Source organism: Sphingomonas faeni, assembly GCF_023195535.1.
Classification (GTDB): domain Bacteria; phylum Pseudomonadota; class Alphaproteobacteria; order Sphingomonadales; family Sphingomonadaceae; genus Sphingomonas; species Sphingomonas faeni_B.
On sequence record NZ_JALPNF010000014.1, the window covers coordinates 35,371 to 53,099 of the forward strand.

Consider the following 17,729-nt stretch of genomic DNA (forward strand, 5'->3'; position numbering starts at 1 on the left):
CATCGCAGCCGATCCTTAAATTGCCGTTATCTTTGGATTTAGTTGCGGCATTTCGGGCAGCGACGGGTCGCGACCAAGCGTGCCTCAAAATCGACATCGCTTGCGCGCAGACAGCATGGCTGACGTATCCTTTCGTCGTTAATCCGAGATCGTGCCCCGATGAAGCTTCGACTCTTCCCCTCATGCCTGATCGCAGCCCTGCTCGTGCCCTCGGCGACACAGGCTGATCCGGCACCGTTCGACCTGACCGGGCCGACCCTGCGCGTCGCCGTGACGCATGGGACGACGACGCTGCCGATCGCGCGGGTGCCCAAGCTCGCGACCGGCGACCGCGTGTCGATCGCGGCGGATCTGCCAACCGGCAAGAAGGACGATGGCGCGCGCTATCTGCTGGTCGCGGCGTTCCTGCGGGGTGCGACCGAGCCGCCGCCGAAATCGTGGTTCTTCAAGGCCGAGACGTGGAAAGAGAAGAAGAACGCGCTCGCGTTGAAGGTGCCGGAGGGCGCGCGGCAGTTGGTCGTGTTCCTGGTGCCGGAGAGCGGCGGGTTCGATGCGGTCGTGTCCGCGGTGCGCAAGCAACCGGGGGCGTTCGTACGCGCGGTGCAGGATCTCGACCAGGCGTCGCTCGATCGGGCGCGGCTCGATGCGTTTCTCGACGGGATCCATGCGCTGGAGCGGACGCGGCCGGAGCGGATCGAGGCGGTGTCGCCGTTGCTGTCGCGCAGTCTGGCGATCAAGCTGAAGGCGGAATGCCTCGATCTGGCGGCGGATCTGCAAGCCTCCTGCCTGACGCAAAGCCGCGATTCGCTGGTGCTGGCGGATGGTCAGAGTTCGACGCTGGCGGATACGCTGGTAGGGGCGCCGACCGATCTGGCGTTGCAGTTGAGCGCGACGCCGGAGGGCGGGCTCGGCTATTACAGCCCCTATATCGGCGTGGTGCGCGATCTGGCGAAGATCTTCGGCGCGTTCCAGTCGACGCAGTTCCGGTACATCCCGGCGCTGGCGCGGGCGCATGACGATCGGCTGGCGCTGTTGCTGAATGCGGCGCCGTCGTTTGCGAGTCCGAAATCGGTGATGGTGGTCGCGATGCCGGTGATCGAGACGGGCGCGCCACAGACTCCGACGATGCGGCGGGCGGAGGCGGACCGGCTGGTCTGTGCGGCCCGGCCCGATCTGGTGCTGCCGGTCGAGGGCGCGCCGCTGATCTACGCGACGAAGTTCGCGCACGACATGAGCTTGCGCGTGACGACGCCGCAGGGTGGCGTGGTCGAACTGCCGGTGCAGGCGGATGCCGAGCGTGGCGGCTATGTGCTCGATCAGGTCGGCATGCGGACCGCCGGGCTTGGCAGCGTGACCGATGCGACGTTGCATGGCCGCTGGGGGTTCACGCCGTTCGACGGGCCGCGGTTTCGGTTGCAGGTGCCGCGCGCCGGCGGATGGACGATGGTCGATACCGATCCCGAGAGCCTGGTCGTGGGTCGCGACAATGCGGTGGCGCTGGCGGGGCCTACGCCGAGTTGCGTCGAGGCGGTGACGCTGGTGAGCGATGCGGGTCAGGTGCCGCTCGCCTGGACGACGACGGGGGATCGGATCGGGCTGACCCTGCCGCTGGCGAAGACCGCGCCGGGGAAACTGTCGCTGCTGGTGAAGCAATATGGGGTCGAGGCGCCGGACAAGATCGCGCTGACCGCGCTCGCCGAGGCGGGGCGGATCGATGGGCTTACGCTGTATGCGGGCGATGCTGCGGGGACGCTGGCGGGGACGCGGCTGGACTTGGTGGCGTCGATGACCGTGGACGGCGTGGCGTTCAAGCCGGGCGATGTCGTTCGGGCGGACAAGGTGGATCGGCTGGGGTTGGTCGCGGATACGGCGCCAGCGTTTGCGGCGGGTCAGGCAAAGACGGCGCTCGTCACGTTGACGGATGGGCGGAAGCGGTCGGTGAAGTTCGTCGTCGCGGTCGCGCGGCCGAAGGCGTCTCTGATCGCGAAGAGCGTTGCGGCGGCCCCCTCCCCCGGGCTTCCCATCGTGCTGGTCGGGGATACGGCGATCGCGCAGGATGCCCGGCTGACGTTTTCTCTGCGCGCCGAGGGTACGCGGTTTTCCGCTGGCGATAGCGTCGAGATCGCGACGGCGGACGGGAAGACGACCACGAGTGTTTCGTCGGGGCGCGGGTTGACCGTGCAGGACGATCGGATCGCTGTGGCGACGGTCGAGCCAGGCAAGGCGCTTGGCGTTTCGGCGCATGGGCCGCTGAAATGGCGACTAGTGCAAAACGGAGTCGCGGGCGACTGGGTGCCGTTGACGACCCTGGTACGCGTGCCGGGTGTTACCGGGGTGACCTGTGCGGAGACGTGCATGCTGGCGGGGACGGATCTGTTCTTGATCGAGTCCGTGGCGGCAAATGCGGGGTTTGCAGAGGCGGCTCTGGTGCCGGAGGGGTTTACCGGGGGGGCGTTTGCGGTGCCGAAACCGGTTGGGGGGATGCTGTACCTGCGGTTGCGGGATGATCCGGGGGTGACGGCTACGGTGGCGGTGAAGAGCTAGACGTTCCGTCCTGCGATCCTCCCCCGCCAGGGGGAGGTGGCGCCGAAGGCGACGGAGGGGGAGGACACGAAACATCCGTTTGCGCTTGCCTCCCCCTCCGTCTGGCAAGAGCCAGCCACCTCCCCCTGGCGGGGGAGGATTTCGCCCCCACAGACTTACGGGATCAACCGGTCGGCGCGGAGTTGTTCGAACAGGTCGAAGAACGCGTCGTCGGTCGGTTGGTACTCCTTGAACCCGAGCCGGCGGCTCTTGCCCATGTCCGTCACCACCTCGATGGGGCGGCCGAGATCGGCGTCGGTGTGCCAGGGGGATGCGAGGCGGGACAGATCGGCCTCGGCGAGGCCTTCGCGGGCGGCGATCTCGCGCCAGATGCCGGCGTCATCCTTCATCTGGTCTTCGAGCGTCAGGATCGTGCCGTCGAACGGTGCGGCCTCGATCCCGAACCAGTCTGCGATGCGGCCCCACATCCAGCTCCAGCGGAAGACGTCGCCATTGACGACGTTGAACGCCTCGTTGCGCGCGGTCGGCGTGGTCGCGGCCCACAGCAGGTGATCGGCGAGCAGGCTGGCGCTGGTCATGTCGGTGAGGCCGTTCCACTGCGCGGCCGAGCCGGGGAAGCGGAACGGGCGGCCGGTTTCGCGACACAGCGTCGCATACACCGCGAGCGTGGTGCCCATGTTCATCGCGTTGCCGACCGCCTTGCCGATGATCGTGTGCGGGCGGTGGACGCTCCAGCCGAAGCCGTCGCGCTCCGCCGCCTCGAACACGGCGTCTTCCTGCGCATAGTAGAAATTCTCGACATCGAGCCGGCCTTGTTCCTCGCGGAACGGGGTCTGCGGGAGAACGCCCTTCCCGTACGCCTCGAACGGTCCGAGATAATGCTTGAGCCCGGTGACGAGCGCGACGTGGCGCACGCTGCCGCCGGGGCTGAGCGCGCCGAGCAGGTTGCGGGCCATGCCGCCGTTGACGCGGATATTCTCCGCCTCGCTGTCCTGGCGCGACCAGGTTGCGATGAATACCGCGTCGAGCCTGATGCCGGTCAGGGCCGCCTCCAGGCTGCTTGGATCCTGCAAGTCGGCGGCGACCGGCTGCACCCCGTCCTGTTCAGTCGGCCGCCGCGCGAGGCCGTATACCGCCCAGCCCGCCTTTACCAACGCCGCTGCGGTCGCGCTGCCGACGATCCCGCTCGTACCCACTACCAATGCCGTTCCGGCCATGTGCAATTCCCGTATCTGGTGATGATCTCGTCCAAGTCCCAAACGCGCCGAATTTTGGAAGGGGTCCACGGCGTCCCGTTTGCGGTGGCGGCGGGTGCGCGGTTGTGGCTATGGGGCGCTGATGACCGCATCGGATCTCCAGAGCCTGTTCGTCACCAACCTCGTCCGGTACAATAGCGGCGATCGGCGACGGTGGCGGCTGATCGTCGGCGATGTGAAGGTCTATAGCCTCGCGACGCACGCGCATTGCAACTGGGCGGTGACGCCGTCGGGCAGCGCGAGCGAGGTCGACGCGGTCGAGCGGCTGGCGGACCGGCTGCGCGAGGACCACCCCATCATTACCGCCGGCTGACGGCATCTCATCTTACGCAGGAGCGACACATGGCGAAGCAATATTGGGCGCAGATCATCGAACTCGACGAAGAGATGACGGCCGCGACGATCCCCGGCGCGACGGATCACGAGGATGCGGCAGATTCGCTGGTGGCGGACTTCGTCGGCGCGATGGGCGGCGAGATCACCTCGGGCGCGGTCCGCGTCTGGGTGCAGGGCGGCGTTGAGAAGGTCTATGACTGGAAGGCCGACTTCACGATGCCCGACATGGACGAGATGGGCGACGAAGACGAGATGGAGGTCGAGGGCGAGATCGAGCTGACCGAGCGGGTTTGAAGGCAGGTCCGCACTCAAACCAACACCGTAACAGCAACCACCCCGGCGAAGGCCGGGGCCCAATTGCGAAGGTTGGCGTAATGGAGCGCAGAGCTTCGTTATTGCCGTCCCCCAATTGGGCCCCTGCCTTCGCCGGGGTGGTATTTTGCGGGTGGTATTGGGGGTGGCCTTACGGCACCGTTTTACCCGCCGGCGCGAGTTCGTGCCATTCGTGGCCGTCATGGGCGAGCAGCGCATCCGCCGCAGCCGGGCCGAGCGTGCCGGCCTCGTACGGCTCCGGAATGCTCTGGTCGGTCGCCCATAGATCGAGGAACGGCTGCACCGCGGCCCAGCCGGCCTCGATCGCGTCGGCGCGCTGGAAAAGGGTCTGGTCGCCGGCAAACAGGTCGTAGATCAGCGACTCGTAGCCGGTCAGGTGGCCGATATCGAACGCGTCGGCGTAGCGGAAATCGAGCGCGATCGGGGCGGTCGCGACTTCGAGGCCGGGGCGCTTGATGTTGATGTCCATGCTCAGCCCCTCGTCCGGCTGGATCTGGATGATCAGGCGATTGGGCGGGAGCATGTCCGCCGCGGCACCCGGGAACGACGCGAACGGCACGGGCTTGAAGGTGATCACGATCTCGGTGTCGCGGCAGGTCATCGCCTTGCCGGTGCGCAGGTAGAACGGCACCCCCGCCCAGCGCCAGGTGTCGACCATCAGCTTCAGCGCGACATAGGTCTCGGTATGACTGTCCGGCGCGACGTCGGCGGTCGCGGTGTAGTCGGGGACGTCATGGTCCTGCACCTTGCCCGCCGTATAGGCGCCGCGGACGCCGTTGCGCTTGGCCTGCGCGGGCGAATAGGCGCGGACGGCCTTGAGCACCTTGCCCTTTTCGTTGCGGATCGCCTCCGCGTCGAAGTTCGCGGGTGGCTCCATCGCGACCATCGCGAGCAGCTGGAACAGATGGTTCGGCACCATGTCGCGCAATGCGCCGGTCGCATCGTAGAACTTGCCGCGCGTGCCGACATCGACGGTTTCGGCGGCGGTGATCTGGACGTGCGCGATGCAGTCCGAATTCCAGACGCGCTCGATCATCATGTTCGCGAACCGCGCGGTCATGATGTTCTGCACGGTTTCCTTGCCGAGGAAATGGTCGATCCGGTAGACCTGTGCCTCCGAAACCTTGTCGAGGATCCGCGCATTGAGATCGCGTGCGGAGGCGAGATCGTGGCCGAACGGCTTCTCGATCGCGATCCGGCGGAAAGCTTGCTGGGTTTCGGCCATCAGGCCGTGCTGAGCGAGCTTGTCGACGATATCGCCGAAGAACTTGGCCGGTACCGCAAAGTAGAACGCGACGTTGCCGGTCACGCGGGTCTTGAGCTGTTCGTAGACGTCGTCCTTGGTGAAATCGCCCTGGAGGTAGCCGACGCGATCCTTGAGGCGGGCCCAGGCCTCGCCCTTCTCCCCTGAGCCCTCGCCGCCTTTCGCATCGAAGCTGCCGAGCGCATCGCGGAGCGTCTGGTCGTTCCCCTCGTCGATGCCGACGCCGAGCACGTGGAAGTCATCGCCGACCAGGCCCAGCCGCGTCATGTTGATCAGCGCCGGCATCAGCAGCCGGCGGGTGAGATCGCCGAATGCCCCGAAGATCACGAGCGTCGTGGGCGGTGCTGGCTTCACGGACTTGCTCATGAATTCGCCTCGGACATGCATCGACCCTTTCTACAGCAGTTCTGGGGTGTGGGTGGTTTTCTCAAACAGCGTAGCCTGCGCCGATGTTCCCGGCACGTGGTTCCGTCGCGCTCACCCGGGCGATCAGGTCGCCGTGAGGATATTGTCGCCGAACGAGCGTGCGTCGACCTCGGACCAGTCGAGTTCCTCCTGCAAGCGACGATAGACGTCCTCGGCGATCTCGCCGCTGTCGCGCATCCGGTGGAGGACGACGCGCTGGCAGGCGATCATCTCGAGGTGCAGTTCGTCGAATTCGGAGGTGGCCTGCGGATCGTCGGCTTCGGCGGTGACCTTGCCCGCGGCGCCGTAGCGGAAGCGCAATGCGTCCGCCGCTTCGCCGGCGCGCGCGGGCAGCACGGCGAGGCCGGCTTCGATCAGGCGTTTGCGCGCGGGCGCGATCTCGTCCGCGAGCCCGGAATCCGCACCGAGGTTCAACCGTCGGATCAGCGGGCCGAGCGTAAGCCCTTGCAGCATCAGTGTACCGATCACCACGCCGAACGCGGCGAGCACGATCAGGTCGCGGCCCGGCACCGAACTCGGCAATGCGAACGCCGTGGCCAGCGTCAGCAGCCCCCGCATGCCGGACCAGGACAGGATCAACGACGCATTCCACGGCGGCGGCTTGGGAAGCCAGGACGGCGCATAGCGGCTGGCGATCACGCCCTCCACGAAACGCACGAAGAACACCCACGCGACTCGCGTCACCAGCACGGTCGCGAGCACCGCGGCGGCGAACCCGATCGCCGGCCAGCGCTCGGCCGCCGGCAGACGCTCCAGCACGTCGCGCGATTGCAGCCCCATGAGTGCGAAGGCGATGATGTTGAGGACGAGGACCGCCGCCGACCATACCGCCGCACTCTGGAGCCGGTCGCGGGCCGGCTGGCCGATCGGGCGGCGCTGCGACACGATCATGCCGAAGGTGACGACACCCAGCACGGGCGAAATGTGCAGCCGTTCGGCCAGCAGCCAGATCCCGAAGGTCACGGCGAAATCGGCGAGGATGGCGCCCAGCGTGCCCGCGAACAGCGGTGCGACGCGGAGATAGATCCATGCCGACAGCGCGCCGAAGACGATCCCGCCGGGCACCGCGGCAGCGAGCGCGAGCGGCGTCACCGGCGTGTCCGAATGCGTCGCGAACGCCACCGCGAGCCCGAACAGGAGCAGTGCGGTGGCGTCGTTGAGCAGGCTTTCGCCCTGAAGCAGTAACAGTCCGCGGCGGGGAATGCCGACCTCGCCCAGCACGGCCTCGGAAGCGGCGGCATCGGGCGGCGCGACGATCGCCCCCAGCGCGAAGGCGGCGGCGAGCGGCAGGCCGCCGAGAGTCATGCCGACCAGCGCCACCATCGCCGCCGTGACGAGCACCGCGAACACCGCCAGCGACAGGAGCGGGAACCAGTAGCGCCGCAACGCCCGCGGGCTGGTGTGATAGGCCGCGTGGAGCAGCGCCGGCGCGATGAAAAGCGCGAGCGCCAGATGCGGCTCGACCGCGATCTTGGGCGCGAACGGCAGCAGCGCAAAGCCCAGACCCGCCGCCGCCAGCAAGGTGGGATAAGGGACGTTCAGCTTGCGCGCGAGGACCAGCAGGACCAGCGCGGCGAGCAGGATCGCATCGAGGCTTTCGAAGAGTTGCACCGGGGCGCAACGGTCCGCGCCCCGCTATGGGCCCGATCGGTAGCATCTGGAGACAGGGACTGGGGCCAACCGCCATTCGGCACGTACGATCCTCCCCCGCCAGGGGGAGGTGGCACCGAAGGTGACGGAGGGGGCGGATACCCAACCTACGTCGCCCTTTCCTCTTCCTGCGTCCGGCAAGCGCCAGACACATCCCCCCGGGCGTGGGAGGATTACCGGGTCAGTTTTGCGGGCGCGGGTCCGGCGACCGGGTCGTCGTGACCCCGCCGCCCAGGGCGCGATACAGTTCCACTGCATTGCTGTCGCGGGTCAGGCGGGCCGCGAGCAGGCTCTGTTGCGCCGTATACAGCGACCGCTGCGAATCGAGCGTGTTCAGGAACGCGTCGATGCCCGCACGGAAGCGCAGTTCCGACAGCTTGAACGCGCCCGCCGCATTGTCGCGCAACGACGTCTGCGCCGTGAGCTGTGCGCCGATCGTGCCACGCCGCGCGAGGGCGTCGGCGACTTCGCGGAAACCCGTCTGGATGCTCTTCTCGTACGTCGCGACGGCGGCGTCGCGCGTGGCCTGGGCATAGCGCAGATTGCCCTTGTTGCGGCCGAAGTCGAACAGCGTCTGGCTGACCGACGGCGCGACCGACCAGTTCTGCGTACCGCTGCCGAACAGGTTCGACAGGCCGAGACTGATCGTCCCGAACGCCGCGGTCAGCGAGATGTTCGGGAAGAATGCCGCGCGCGCCGCGCCGATATTGGCGTTGGCGGCGATCAGCTGATGCTCGGCCGAGGCGATGTCGGGACGGCGCAGCAATACCTCCGACGGCAGGTTGGCCGGCAGGTTCTCCAGCGTCGGGCTGGTTTCCTCGAGCCGCGCCGGCAGCATGTCCGCGGTCAGCGTAGTGCCGGCAAGCAGGTTCAGCGCGTTCTGGTCCTGCGCGATCAGCGTCGTCGCCTCGGCGATATCCGAGCGGGCCTGATCGTAGCTGGTGCTGGCCTGGCGGACTTCAAGTTCGGAGGCGATACCGATCCGGAAGCGGTCCTGCGTCAGCTTGACCGTCTGGCCGAACGCCCGCTCGGTATCGCGCGCGATCTTCAGGCGATCCTGATCCGCCGCCATCGTCAGCCACTGCGTCGCGATCTCGGCGATCAAGGAAACCTGGGCTGCGTTGCGGTTTTCTTCTGCGGCGAAATACTGTTCCTGCTGCGCCTGAGTCAGGTTGCGGACGCGGCCGAACAGGTCGATTTCCCATGCCGAGACGCCGACATTGGCCGAATAGATATCGGCACGGCCGCTGGACACCGCGCCGCCCGCACCGCCTCCGGTGCCGCCAGTACCGCCCGTTCCACCGCCGGTACCGCCACCGACCACGCCGAACGGCGACTGCTGATAGGTCGCACCACCGTTGGCGGCGAGCGTCGGGAACAGGTCGGCGCGCTGTACGCGGTATTGCGCGCGGGCCTGCGCGACGTTGGCGACCGAGACGCGCAGGTCGCGGTTGTTCTCCAGCGCGGTGCGGATCACGCGACGCAGGCGGTCGTCGGTGAAGAACACCTCCCACGACGTGTCGGCGGGCATGATCGCGCCCGCCGCATCGGTCGCCGCATAGGCGGGACCGACGGGGGTCGCCACCGGCACCGATAATTCGGGCCGGGCGTATTTCGGGGCGAGGTTACACCCGGCGAGCGTGAGCCCGGCGGCGAACACGAGCGCGGTCTTGCGCGAGAGCATGGGGGTCAACATCGGATCAGGCCTCCTGCGGCCGCTGGTCGTGGGGCGGACGACGGCTATCGTCGTGGCCGCCGTCACGGTTATCGTCATCATTGCGTACCTGATCGCGGTCCTGCCCCGAGCCGGCCTTGTCCTGCTTGAAGACGCGCTTCACGAGCAAGAAGAACAGCGGCACGAAGAAGATCGCGAGGACGGTCGCGGACAGCATGCCGCCGACCACCGCCCAGCCGATCGCGTTCTGGCCGCCGGCGCCGGCACCGCTCGACAGTGCGAGCGGCAACACGCCGAAGATGAACGCGAACGAGGTCATCAGGATCGGGCGAAGGCGAAGCTTCGCCGCCTCGACCGCGGCATCGGCCGCATTCATCCCGTCGCCCATCTTCTCCTCGGCGAACTCGACGATCAGGATCGCGTTCTTCGCTGCCACGCCGATCGTCGTGATCAGACCGACCTGGAGGTAGATGTCGTTGTTCAGCCCCGCGATCATCGCCGCGAGCACCGCGCCGAGCACGCCGAGCGGCACCACGAGGAGCACGGCGATCGGGATCGACCAGCTCTCGTACAGCGCGGCGAGGCAGAGGAACACGATCAGCAGCGAGAGCGCATAGACCGTGGTCGACTGGCCGGCGGACAGGTTTTCCTCATAGCTGAGGCCGGTCCACTCATAGCCGATGCCGGGGGGCAGCTTGGCTGCCATCTCCTCCATCGCCTTGATCGCGGTGCCGCTGCTGACGCCCGGTGCCGGCGAGCCCATGATCTCGAACGACGCCACGCCGTTGTAGCGCTCCAGGCGTGACGGGCCGTATTTCCATTCGGTCGTCGAGAAGGACGAGAACGGCGCCATCGCGTTGCTGGTCGTGCCACGGACGTAGAAGTTGCCGAGATCCGCGGGCGAGGTGCGGAACGGTGCATCGGCCTGGACGAACACCTTCTTCACGCGACCGCGGTCGATGAAGTCGTTGATGTAGGCGCCGCCGAACGCGGTGCTGACGGTGGTGTTGATGTCCGCCTGGCTGAGGCCGAGTGCCCCCGCCTGTGCCTGGTCGACGTTCAGTTTCAGCTGTGGCGCATCCTCCAAGCCGTTCGGGCGGACCTGTATCAGGCGCTTGTCCTGGCTGGCCATGCCGAGCAGCATGTTGCGCGCCTCGAGCAGCTTCTCGTGACCGACGCCGGCATTGTCCTTCAGCATGAAGTCGAAGCCGTTGGCGTTGCCGAGTTCCTGCACGGCCGGCGGCACGAAGCCGATCACCATGCCGGCACGGATCCCGGCAAGCGCCTGGTTGGCGCGGGCGGCAACCGCGGCGACGGTGTTTTCGGCGCCGCTACGATCTTCCCACGGCTTGAGCTGGATGAAGGCGAGGCCGACATTCTGGCCCTGGCCGACGAAGCCGAAGCCGCTGATCGTGAAGATGCCGGCGATGTTGGCCTTCTCGTCGACGAGGAAGTGATCGCGCAGCTTGTCCATCGTCCGCGCGGTTTCTTCCATCGGCGTGCCGGTGGGCATCGAAACCTGGGCGAACATCAGCCCCTGATCCTCCTCGGGGAGGAAGCCCGACGGCAGGCGCAGGAAGACGAAGGCCATCGCGACGACGATCACGGCATAGACCAGCATCGTGCGGACCCAGCCCTTCTCGACGCGGCGCAGGCCGTTACCGTATTTGCCGACGCCCTTGTCGAAGGTGCGGTTGAACCAGCCAAAAAAGCCCTTCTTCTCGCCGTGATCCTGCTTCGATGGCTTCAGAATGGTGGCGCAGAGCGCCGGCGTCAGGATCAACGCGACCAGAACCGAGAGCACCATCGACGACACGATGGTGATCGAGAACTGGCGGAAGATCACGCCGGTCGAACCGCTGAAGAACGCCATCGGCAGGAACACCGCGGACAGGACAAGACCGATGCCGACCAGCGCGCCGCTGATCTCGTCCATCGACTTCTTGGCGGCTTCCTTCGGGGAAAGCCCTTCCTCCTGAATGAGGCGTTCGACGTTCTCGACGACGACGATCGCGTCATCGACGAGCAATCCGATCGCCAGCACCATGCCGAACAAGGTCAGCGTGTTGATCGTGAATCCCGCCGCGTACAGCACCGCGAGCGAGCCGAGCAGCACGACCGGCACCGCGATCGTCGGGATCAGCGTGGCGCGGAAGTTCTGGAGGAACAGGAACATCACGAGGAAGACGAGGATGATCGCCTCGACCAGCGTATGGACGACCTGCTCGACCGACAGCCGCACGAAGGTCGAGTTATCGACCGGGAACGCGACCTTGACGTCGGACGGGAATTGTTTGGCGATCCGGTTCACCTCGGCCTTGACCAGCTTGACGGTGTCGAGCGCGTTGGCGCCCGGCGCCAGCTTCACGCCGAAGCCTGCCGCCTGCTTGCCGTTATAGCGCGCCTGGAAGCTGTAGTTCTCGGACCCCATCTCGACGCGGGCGACATCCGACAGGCGCACGGTCGCGCCGCTGGTTGCCGAGCGGACGATGATCGCGCGGAACTGCTCCGGCGTCTGAAGTCGCGACTGTGCGGTGACGGTGGCGTTGAGCGACTGGCCCTTCACCGCCGGCAGACTGCCGACCTGACCGGCCGAAACCTGGGCATTCTGCGCGGTCAGCGCCGACGTGATGTCGGTAACGGTGACGCCCAGGTTCGACATCTTGAACGGGTCGACCCAGATTCGCATCGAATATTGCGCGCCGAACACCTGCGTGTCGCCGACGCCCTTGATGCGGCTCAGCGGATCCTGGAGCTTCGAGGCGATCATGTCGCCGAGATCGACCTGGTCGTGCGCGCCGTTTTCCGAATAGGCGGCGATCACGAGCAGGAAGTTGGCGGTCGCCTTGGTTACGCGGAGACCGGCCTGCTGGACTTCCTGCGGCAGGAGCGGCGTCGCCTGTTGCAGCTTGTTCTGGACCTGGACCTGCGCGATGTCGGGGTCGGTCCCCTGCTCGAAGGTGAGCGTGATCGCGAGATTGCCCGAGCCGTCCGAGGTCGAGGCGAAGTAGCGAAGGTTGTCGATCCCCTTCATCTGCTGCTCGATGATCTGCGTCGTCGTGTTCTCGAGCGTCTGCGCGTCGGCGCCCGGATAGGACGTCGCGACCGTCACCTTGGGCGCGGCGATCTCAGGGAACTGGGCGATCGGCAACTGGCGGATCGCGAGGATACCGGCCAGCATCAGGATGATCGCGATGACCCATGCGAAGATGGGTCGATCGATGAAATAGCGTGACATGGGCGGTTACTTCCCGGCCTGTGTATTGCCTGCTGCCGGGGCGGCGGCTGGATCAGCAGCCGCGCCGGCATTCGCGGCGCCGTTGCCGGCGGGCTTGGTGACCTGCTGCGGCGCGGCGGGCTTGACGGTCGCACCGGGACGCAGGTTGAGCAGCCCCTCGACGATCAGCTTGTCGCCGGGCTTTAGGCCGCTGGTGACGATCCACTTGTCGCCGATCACGCGATCGGTGGTGACGGTGCGCTGCTCGACCTTGTTCTGCGCGTTGACGACCAACGCGGTCGCACCGCCGCGCGGATCGCGCGTGATACCGGCGGTCGGCGCCATGATCGCGTTGCGGCGCGTGCCTTCGACCAACTTGGCGCGGACGTACATGCCCGGCAGCAACAGGCCGTTGGGGTTGGGGAAGCGCGCGCGCAGCGTCACCGCACCGGTGGTCTGGTCGACGGTCACTTCGGCGAACTGAAGACGACCCTCGATCGGATAGATCGTGCCGTTGGGAAGGATCAGCTGGACGCGCGCGCTGCCGTCGCCGCGGGTCACGCCGCCGGTCGCCATCGCCTGCTTGAGATCGAGCAGCTGCGCCGCCGACTGGTTGACGTCGACATAGACGCTGTCGGTGCGCTGGATGGTCGCGAGCGCATCCGTTTGGCCGGTCTGGACGAGCGCGCCGACGGTCGCCAGCGAGCGGCCGATGCGACCCGAGATCGGCGCCTTGATGCGCGTGAAGCCGAGGTTGACTCGCGCCGACTGCACCGCCGCCTGCTGCGCTGCAACATTGGCGCGAGCCTGCTGCGCGGAGGCGGTGGCGTTGTCCGCCTCCTGCTTGCTGACCGCGTTCAGCGCGACGAGCTGGCCGTAGCGCTGGGCCTGCAAACGGGTCGCGTTGATCTGCGATTGCGCGGCCCCGAGCTGGCCCTGCGCGCTGGCGAGCGCCGCGCGATAGGGGGCATCCTCGATCGCGTAGAGCACCTGGCCCTTGCTGACCATCGCGCCTTCGGTGAACAGGCGATCGCGGATCACGCCGCTGACCTGCGGGCGAACTTCGGACGTCTCCACCGCGGCGATCCGGCCGGGCAGCTCGGAGGTGAGCACCACCGGCTCCTCGGCGACGCTGACGACGCCGACCGTCGGAGTCGGCGGGGGTGGCGGCGCCTGCTCCTTGTTGCAGGCCGACAGCAGCGCAAGCGCGGTCAGTGCCACAGATCCCTTGAGGTTCAATCGCTGCATGTTGAGCATCCCGACGTCCGTGCAGATGAGTTTTACCGGAATGAACGTTCATTCCGCTTGCTTGCCCGCTAGGATTGTGCGAGCGGCAGGTCAACCAAAAAACGCATCGGGAACATGATTTTGAGTGCAGTGCAGCATGAACTGGGTAGCCGGGAGCGTATCGTTGCCGCAGCCCGTCATCTGTTTGCGACCCAGGGGTTTCATCAGACGCCGATGTCCGAACTGGCGGTGGCGGCGGGTGTTTCCGTCGGCCAGATCTATCGCCTGTTCACCGGCAAGAATGCGGTGATCCAGGCGATCGTAATGGAAGATGCCATCGCCAAGATGGCCGAATTGCAGACGATGAACGACTCGGTCAAATGCGAAGGGCTGACCATCGAGGACGGGTTCGTCGAGCTCGCGCGGCGCGCGCTGTCCAAGGGCGACGAGGCGCTGTCGTTCGAGATCATGGCCGAGGCGCACCGCAATGCCGACGTCGCGGACACGATCGCCGAGCTCTGCCGCGGGTTCCGCCAGATGATCCGCGAATTGGCCTGCGTCGCCAACCCCGATCTGCAGGAAAAGGAACTGGAGGGTGCCGAGGAGCTGATCCTGGCGTTCATGTTCGGACTTGGCCACCGCACCTTGTCGCGCCCGCGCCTGTCGGAGGACGAGACGGCACGGCTGACCGGCCGGATGATCCTCGCGGCGGTGCGCGCACTTTAAGAGCGGACCATTTGCGCGGCGGACGTTCGTGCCTAGATAGCCCCTGCCCCCACCCCGGGCGACTTCGGCTAGGAAACGACATGACCAGAACCGTTCTCATCACCGGCGCCACCTCGGGGATCGGCGAAGCCGCCGCCCACGCCTTTGCCGGTGCGGGCTGGCGGGTGATCGCGACCGGGCGTCGCGCCGAGCGGCTCGATGCGCTGGTCGCCGCACTGGGCGCGGACACGGTCCATCCCGCGGTATTCGACGTCTGCGACGAGCGCGCACGCGATGCCGCGCTGGACGCGCTGCCCGAGGCATATCGCGACGTCGACCTGTTGATCAACAATGCCGGGCTTGCGCTGGGCACCAAGCCTGCGGACCAGGCGGACGTCGACCAGTGGAAGACGATGATCGCGACCAACGTCACCGCGCTCGTATCGCTTACGCACCGGATGCTGCCCGGCCTGATCGCGCGGAAGGGTGCGGTGATCAATATCTCGTCGGTCGCGGCGACCTACCCCTATACCGGCGGCAACGTGTATGGCGGGACCAAGGCGTTCGTCGAACAATTCTCGCTCGGGCTGCGCTCCGACCTGCACGGCAAGGGCGTCCGCGTCACGTCGATCGAGCCGGGCATGATCGAGACCGAATTCACGCTCGTCCGCACCGCCGGCGATCAGGCGGCGTCGGATACGCTGTACGGCGGCGCCGATCCGATGACCGGCGCCGACCTCGCCGCGACGCTGCTGTGGATTGCCGAACTGCCGCCGCATCTGAATATCAACCGGCTGGAGATCATGCCGGTCAGCCAGTCGTTTGCGGGGTTCCAGGTCGCGCGGAACGGATGACCGCGACAGACACCAGCTTTCTCAGGGTTTCTACGATGTAACGCCCGGCGAGAGTGGCATTTCCTCCATCCCTGGGTGATTGCTCCGTTTCCCAGCGGCGTCCCGATAATCGCGTGCTGGCGCTCGGCGGTACGAACCATCGCTTAACCACGCCGGCTGTAAGCCGTGGCATGACCCACTGCCCACGTCCCGTGACCGATAGTTTTCAAGATCGACCTGTTTCGCGCGAACCCGGTCGATCCTCGGACGGCATGCCCTCCGCGACGGCAATGCTCGACATGCTCCCTGGGCTCGTGGCGTATTTCGACCGTGACCTGACGTATCGCTACGCCAATGCGACCTACGCATCATGGCGTGGCATCGCCCCCGACCAGATCGTCGGACGACATTGTCGCGACATCGTCGGCGACCTCAACTTTCCAACCGTCCTGCCACGCCTGATCGACGCCCTGGCCGGCATGCCGGTTACCTATGAATATGCGTTGTTCGACGGCGGCAACGCACGGCGTGTCCAGGGGAGCTACGTCCCCGACGTCGATAGCGACGGCGCCGTCCGCGGGATCGTCGTGCTGGTGACCGATATCAGCGTGCGCAGCGATCTCGAGGCGCGCATTGCCGAGAACGAGATCATGTTCAACGATGCGTTCGAGCATGCCCCCGTCGGCATGGCCGTCACCAACGCAGACGGGAGGATGGAGCGGGTGAATTCCGCATTCGCCGCCATGCTTGGACGGACGATCGAGGATGTCGCAGGACTTGATTTCCGGACGATCACGCATCCCGACGATCAAAATGCCGACGCGCTGCTCTTCGGAGAGATCGTGGCAGGGTACCGGGACGAATATACGCTGGAAAAGCGCTACCTTCATCCAAGCGGCGAGCCGGTCCACGCCTCGCTCGCGGTCTCGGCGGTCCGCGCACCGGACGGCAGCCTGATCCGGATGATAGCGCATATCCAGGACGTGACCGAGCGCCGGCGCGCGGATCGCGCCCTTCAGGAAATCAACGCGCGGCTCACGCTGGCGATGGAGGCCGTACGCGGCGGCTTCTGGCACATCGACGTGGAAACCAAACGCTTCGAAACCTCCCCGAGTTTCTCGCGATTCGTGCGTGGGCCGGAGGGGGCGGGCCCGATCGACCTCGATACGTACGGCGAATATATCGCGCCGGCCAACCGCGATGCCGCCTCGGTCCAGACGCTGCTCGACGGCGAGATCGACGACGCCTCCGTCGAGTACGAGCTTTCGACGATCAACGGTCCGCGCTGGATGCGATGCGACCGCAAGCTGCTTCGTGCCCCGGACGGCAGTCCCTTGCGCATCGTCGGCGTGACGATCGACATCTCGGAAGATCGTGAAAGACAATTGCGCGCCGTCGTCGCCGCGGAAACCGATCCATTGACCGGGTTGCTCAACCGTCGAGGGCTCGACCAAAGGCTCGAACAGACCACGCCCGGCGTCTCCGTCGGGATCATCGCGATCGATCTCGACCGGTTCAAGGCGATCAACGACCGGTTCGGCCACAGCGTCGGTGACGCGGTCCTGGTCGAGGTCGCCAGGCGTCTGCGCGGCGCCGTGCGCGCTAGCGATCATCTTGCGCGACTTGGCGGCGACGAATTCGCCGTGTTGTTACCCGAAGCCGATGACGCCCGGTTGTCCGTGGTTGCCGATCGGATCGAACGCGCGTTGGGCGAGCGCATGACGATCAACGACGCCCCGCTGCCAATCAGTGGCAGCGTCGGCGCGGTTCTCATGGACGGATCGACCACGACACCCGCAGTCCAGAGCTTCGCGGCGGCGTTGCGACGTGCCGATGCAGCGCTGTATGCCGCGAAGCGCAAGCATCACCTGCGAAGAACTTAACGCGGATTATAAATAATTGGTCTTAAGTTTACACTCACTTAAGTCATATAGGCCAAAATACTATCATGACCAAAACGGTGCACGAGGAAGCGCGGCTCGACGCACTTCTGCAGCTCAACATCCTCGATAGTCCGGCCAGCGAGAGCTTCGACCGGATCACCAGGATGGCAAGTCAGATTTTCGGCCTGCCGGTGTCGGCGATCTCGTTGACGGACGAGGATCGTCAGTGGTTCAAATCCCGTGTCGGCGTCGAACTGAACCGCCCCGGGTCTGCCGGAGGCCTTGGGTTGTGAGTCACGCCGCCATATCGATGTTGTCTGCGGCAGCATAATATTGGTGTTCGGCTTCGGCAGGCGGGATGTTGCCGATAGGCTCGAGCA

Annotated in this window: 13 protein-coding genes; 7 read left to right on the plus strand and 6 right to left on the minus strand. The window is 66.3% G+C overall.

Going from position 1 to position 17,729, the window contains the following annotated elements; translation table 11 throughout:
- The first annotated feature begins 159 nt into the window (after window positions 1-159).
- Window positions 160-2,544, plus strand: coding sequence for a hypothetical protein (locus tag SPHN_RS17350; protein WP_248525069.1), 2,385 nt, complete (start codon window positions 160-162; stop codon window positions 2,542-2,544).
- A gap of 155 nt (window positions 2,545-2,699) precedes the next feature.
- Here the strand turns inward: SPHN_RS17350 and SPHN_RS17355 are convergent, their stop codons facing one another.
- Entirely contained in the window at window positions 2,700-3,761 is a 1,062-nt protein-coding gene (locus tag SPHN_RS17355; protein WP_248525071.1) for an SDR family oxidoreductase, read from the minus strand.
- 121 nt (window positions 3,762-3,882) lie between these two features.
- On the opposite strand from SPHN_RS17355, the gene SPHN_RS17360 reads away from it, so the two are divergent.
- Together SPHN_RS17360 and SPHN_RS17365 are read left to right on the plus strand one after the other, a co-directional pair.
- Entirely contained in the window at window positions 3,883-4,113 is a 231-nt protein-coding gene (locus SPHN_RS17360) for a hypothetical protein (RefSeq protein WP_056047557.1), read from the plus strand.
- A 29-nt stretch (window positions 4,114-4,142) separates the two neighbouring features.
- The gene (locus SPHN_RS17365; RefSeq protein WP_056047554.1) at window positions 4,143-4,430 is read left to right on the plus strand and encodes a hypothetical protein; all 288 of its coding nucleotides are present in this window, start codon (window positions 4,143-4,145) and stop codon (window positions 4,428-4,430) included.
- A 169-nt stretch (window positions 4,431-4,599) separates the two neighbouring features.
- Here SPHN_RS17365 and zwf read toward each other — a convergent pair whose 3' ends face one another.
- The 5 genes from zwf to SPHN_RS17390 all read right to left on the minus strand — a co-directional run bounded on the left by zwf (window position 4,600) and on the right by SPHN_RS17390 (window position 13,949).
- Window positions 4,600-6,099: a glucose-6-phosphate dehydrogenase gene (gene zwf / locus SPHN_RS17370; RefSeq protein WP_248525073.1), complete on the minus strand. Its 1,500-nt coding sequence runs from the start codon at window positions 6,097-6,099 to the stop codon at window positions 4,600-4,602.
- Between the two features lie 123 nt (window positions 6,100-6,222).
- A complete protein-coding gene (locus SPHN_RS17375; protein WP_248525074.1) occupies window positions 6,223-7,770 on the minus strand; it encodes a cation:proton antiporter in 1,548 nt (515 codons plus the stop codon).
- 220 nt (window positions 7,771-7,990) lie between these two features.
- Window positions 7,991-9,505, minus strand: coding sequence for an efflux transporter outer membrane subunit (locus tag SPHN_RS17380; protein ID WP_248525076.1), 1,515 nt, complete (start codon window positions 9,503-9,505; stop codon window positions 7,991-7,993).
- 4 nt (window positions 9,506-9,509) lie between these two features.
- On the minus strand, window positions 9,510-12,722 hold the full coding sequence (locus tag SPHN_RS17385) for an efflux RND transporter permease subunit (RefSeq protein WP_248525078.1): 3,213 nt from the start codon (window positions 12,720-12,722) through the stop codon (window positions 9,510-9,512).
- A gap of 6 nt (window positions 12,723-12,728) precedes the next feature.
- The gene (locus SPHN_RS17390) at window positions 12,729-13,949 is read right to left on the minus strand and encodes an efflux RND transporter periplasmic adaptor subunit (RefSeq protein ID WP_248525081.1); all 1,221 of its coding nucleotides are present in this window, start codon (window positions 13,947-13,949) and stop codon (window positions 12,729-12,731) included.
- 114 nt (window positions 13,950-14,063) lie between these two features.
- On the opposite strand from SPHN_RS17390, the gene SPHN_RS17395 reads away from it, so the two are divergent.
- The 4 genes from SPHN_RS17395 (at window position 14,064) to SPHN_RS17410 (ending at window position 17,642) form a co-directional block, all read left to right on the plus strand.
- Window positions 14,064-14,654, plus strand: a complete 591-nt coding sequence (locus tag SPHN_RS17395) for a TetR/AcrR family transcriptional regulator (RefSeq protein WP_248525083.1) — start codon at window positions 14,064-14,066, stop codon at window positions 14,652-14,654.
- Between the two features lie 80 nt (window positions 14,655-14,734).
- Window positions 14,735-15,487: an SDR family NAD(P)-dependent oxidoreductase gene (locus SPHN_RS17400; RefSeq protein ID WP_248525085.1), complete on the plus strand. Its 753-nt coding sequence runs from the start codon at window positions 14,735-14,737 to the stop codon at window positions 15,485-15,487.
- 269 nt (window positions 15,488-15,756) lie between these two features.
- On the plus strand, window positions 15,757-17,349 hold the full coding sequence (locus SPHN_RS17405) for a GGDEF and EAL domain-containing protein (RefSeq protein ID WP_248525087.1): 1,593 nt from the start codon (window positions 15,757-15,759) through the stop codon (window positions 17,347-17,349).
- A gap of 65 nt (window positions 17,350-17,414) precedes the next feature.
- Window positions 17,415-17,642 carry a hypothetical protein gene (locus tag SPHN_RS17410; protein WP_248525089.1) on the plus strand — a complete coding sequence of 76 codons (228 nt, stop codon included), beginning with the start codon at window positions 17,415-17,417 and terminating at the stop codon, window positions 17,640-17,642.
- Window positions 17,643-17,729 lie beyond the last annotated feature (87 nt).

What these genes read in the sequence shown, in the direction of transcription:
- SPHN_RS17350 (WP_248525069.1), top strand. Translation starts at nt 160, where the DNA reads ATGAAGCTTCGACTCTTCCCCTCATGCCTGATCGCAGCCCTGCTCGTG.
- SPHN_RS17355 (WP_248525071.1), bottom strand. Translation starts at nt 3,761, where the DNA reads ATGGCCGGAACGGCATTGGTAGTGGGTACGAGCGGGATCGTCGGCAGC.
- SPHN_RS17360 (WP_056047557.1), top strand. Translation starts at nt 3,883, where the DNA reads ATGACCGCATCGGATCTCCAGAGCCTGTTCGTCACCAACCTCGTCCGG.
- SPHN_RS17365 (WP_056047554.1), top strand. Translation starts at nt 4,143, where the DNA reads ATGGCGAAGCAATATTGGGCGCAGATCATCGAACTCGACGAAGAGATG.
- zwf (WP_248525073.1), bottom strand. Translation starts at nt 6,099, where the DNA reads ATGAGCAAGTCCGTGAAGCCAGCACCGCCCACGACGCTCGTGATCTTC.
- SPHN_RS17380 (WP_248525076.1), bottom strand. Translation starts at nt 9,505, where the DNA reads ATGTTGACCCCCATGCTCTCGCGCAAGACCGCGCTCGTGTTCGCCGCC.
- SPHN_RS17385 (WP_248525078.1), bottom strand. Translation starts at nt 12,722, where the DNA reads ATGTCACGCTATTTCATCGATCGACCCATCTTCGCATGGGTCATCGCG.
- SPHN_RS17390 (WP_248525081.1), bottom strand. Translation starts at nt 13,949, where the DNA reads ATGCAGCGATTGAACCTCAAGGGATCTGTGGCACTGACCGCGCTTGCG.
- SPHN_RS17395 (WP_248525083.1), top strand. Translation starts at nt 14,064, where the DNA reads ATGATTTTGAGTGCAGTGCAGCATGAACTGGGTAGCCGGGAGCGTATC.
- SPHN_RS17400 (WP_248525085.1), top strand. Translation starts at nt 14,735, where the DNA reads ATGACCAGAACCGTTCTCATCACCGGCGCCACCTCGGGGATCGGCGAA.
- SPHN_RS17405 (WP_248525087.1), top strand. Translation starts at nt 15,757, where the DNA reads ATGCTCGACATGCTCCCTGGGCTCGTGGCGTATTTCGACCGTGACCTG.
- SPHN_RS17410 (WP_248525089.1), top strand. Translation starts at nt 17,415, where the DNA reads ATGACCAAAACGGTGCACGAGGAAGCGCGGCTCGACGCACTTCTGCAG.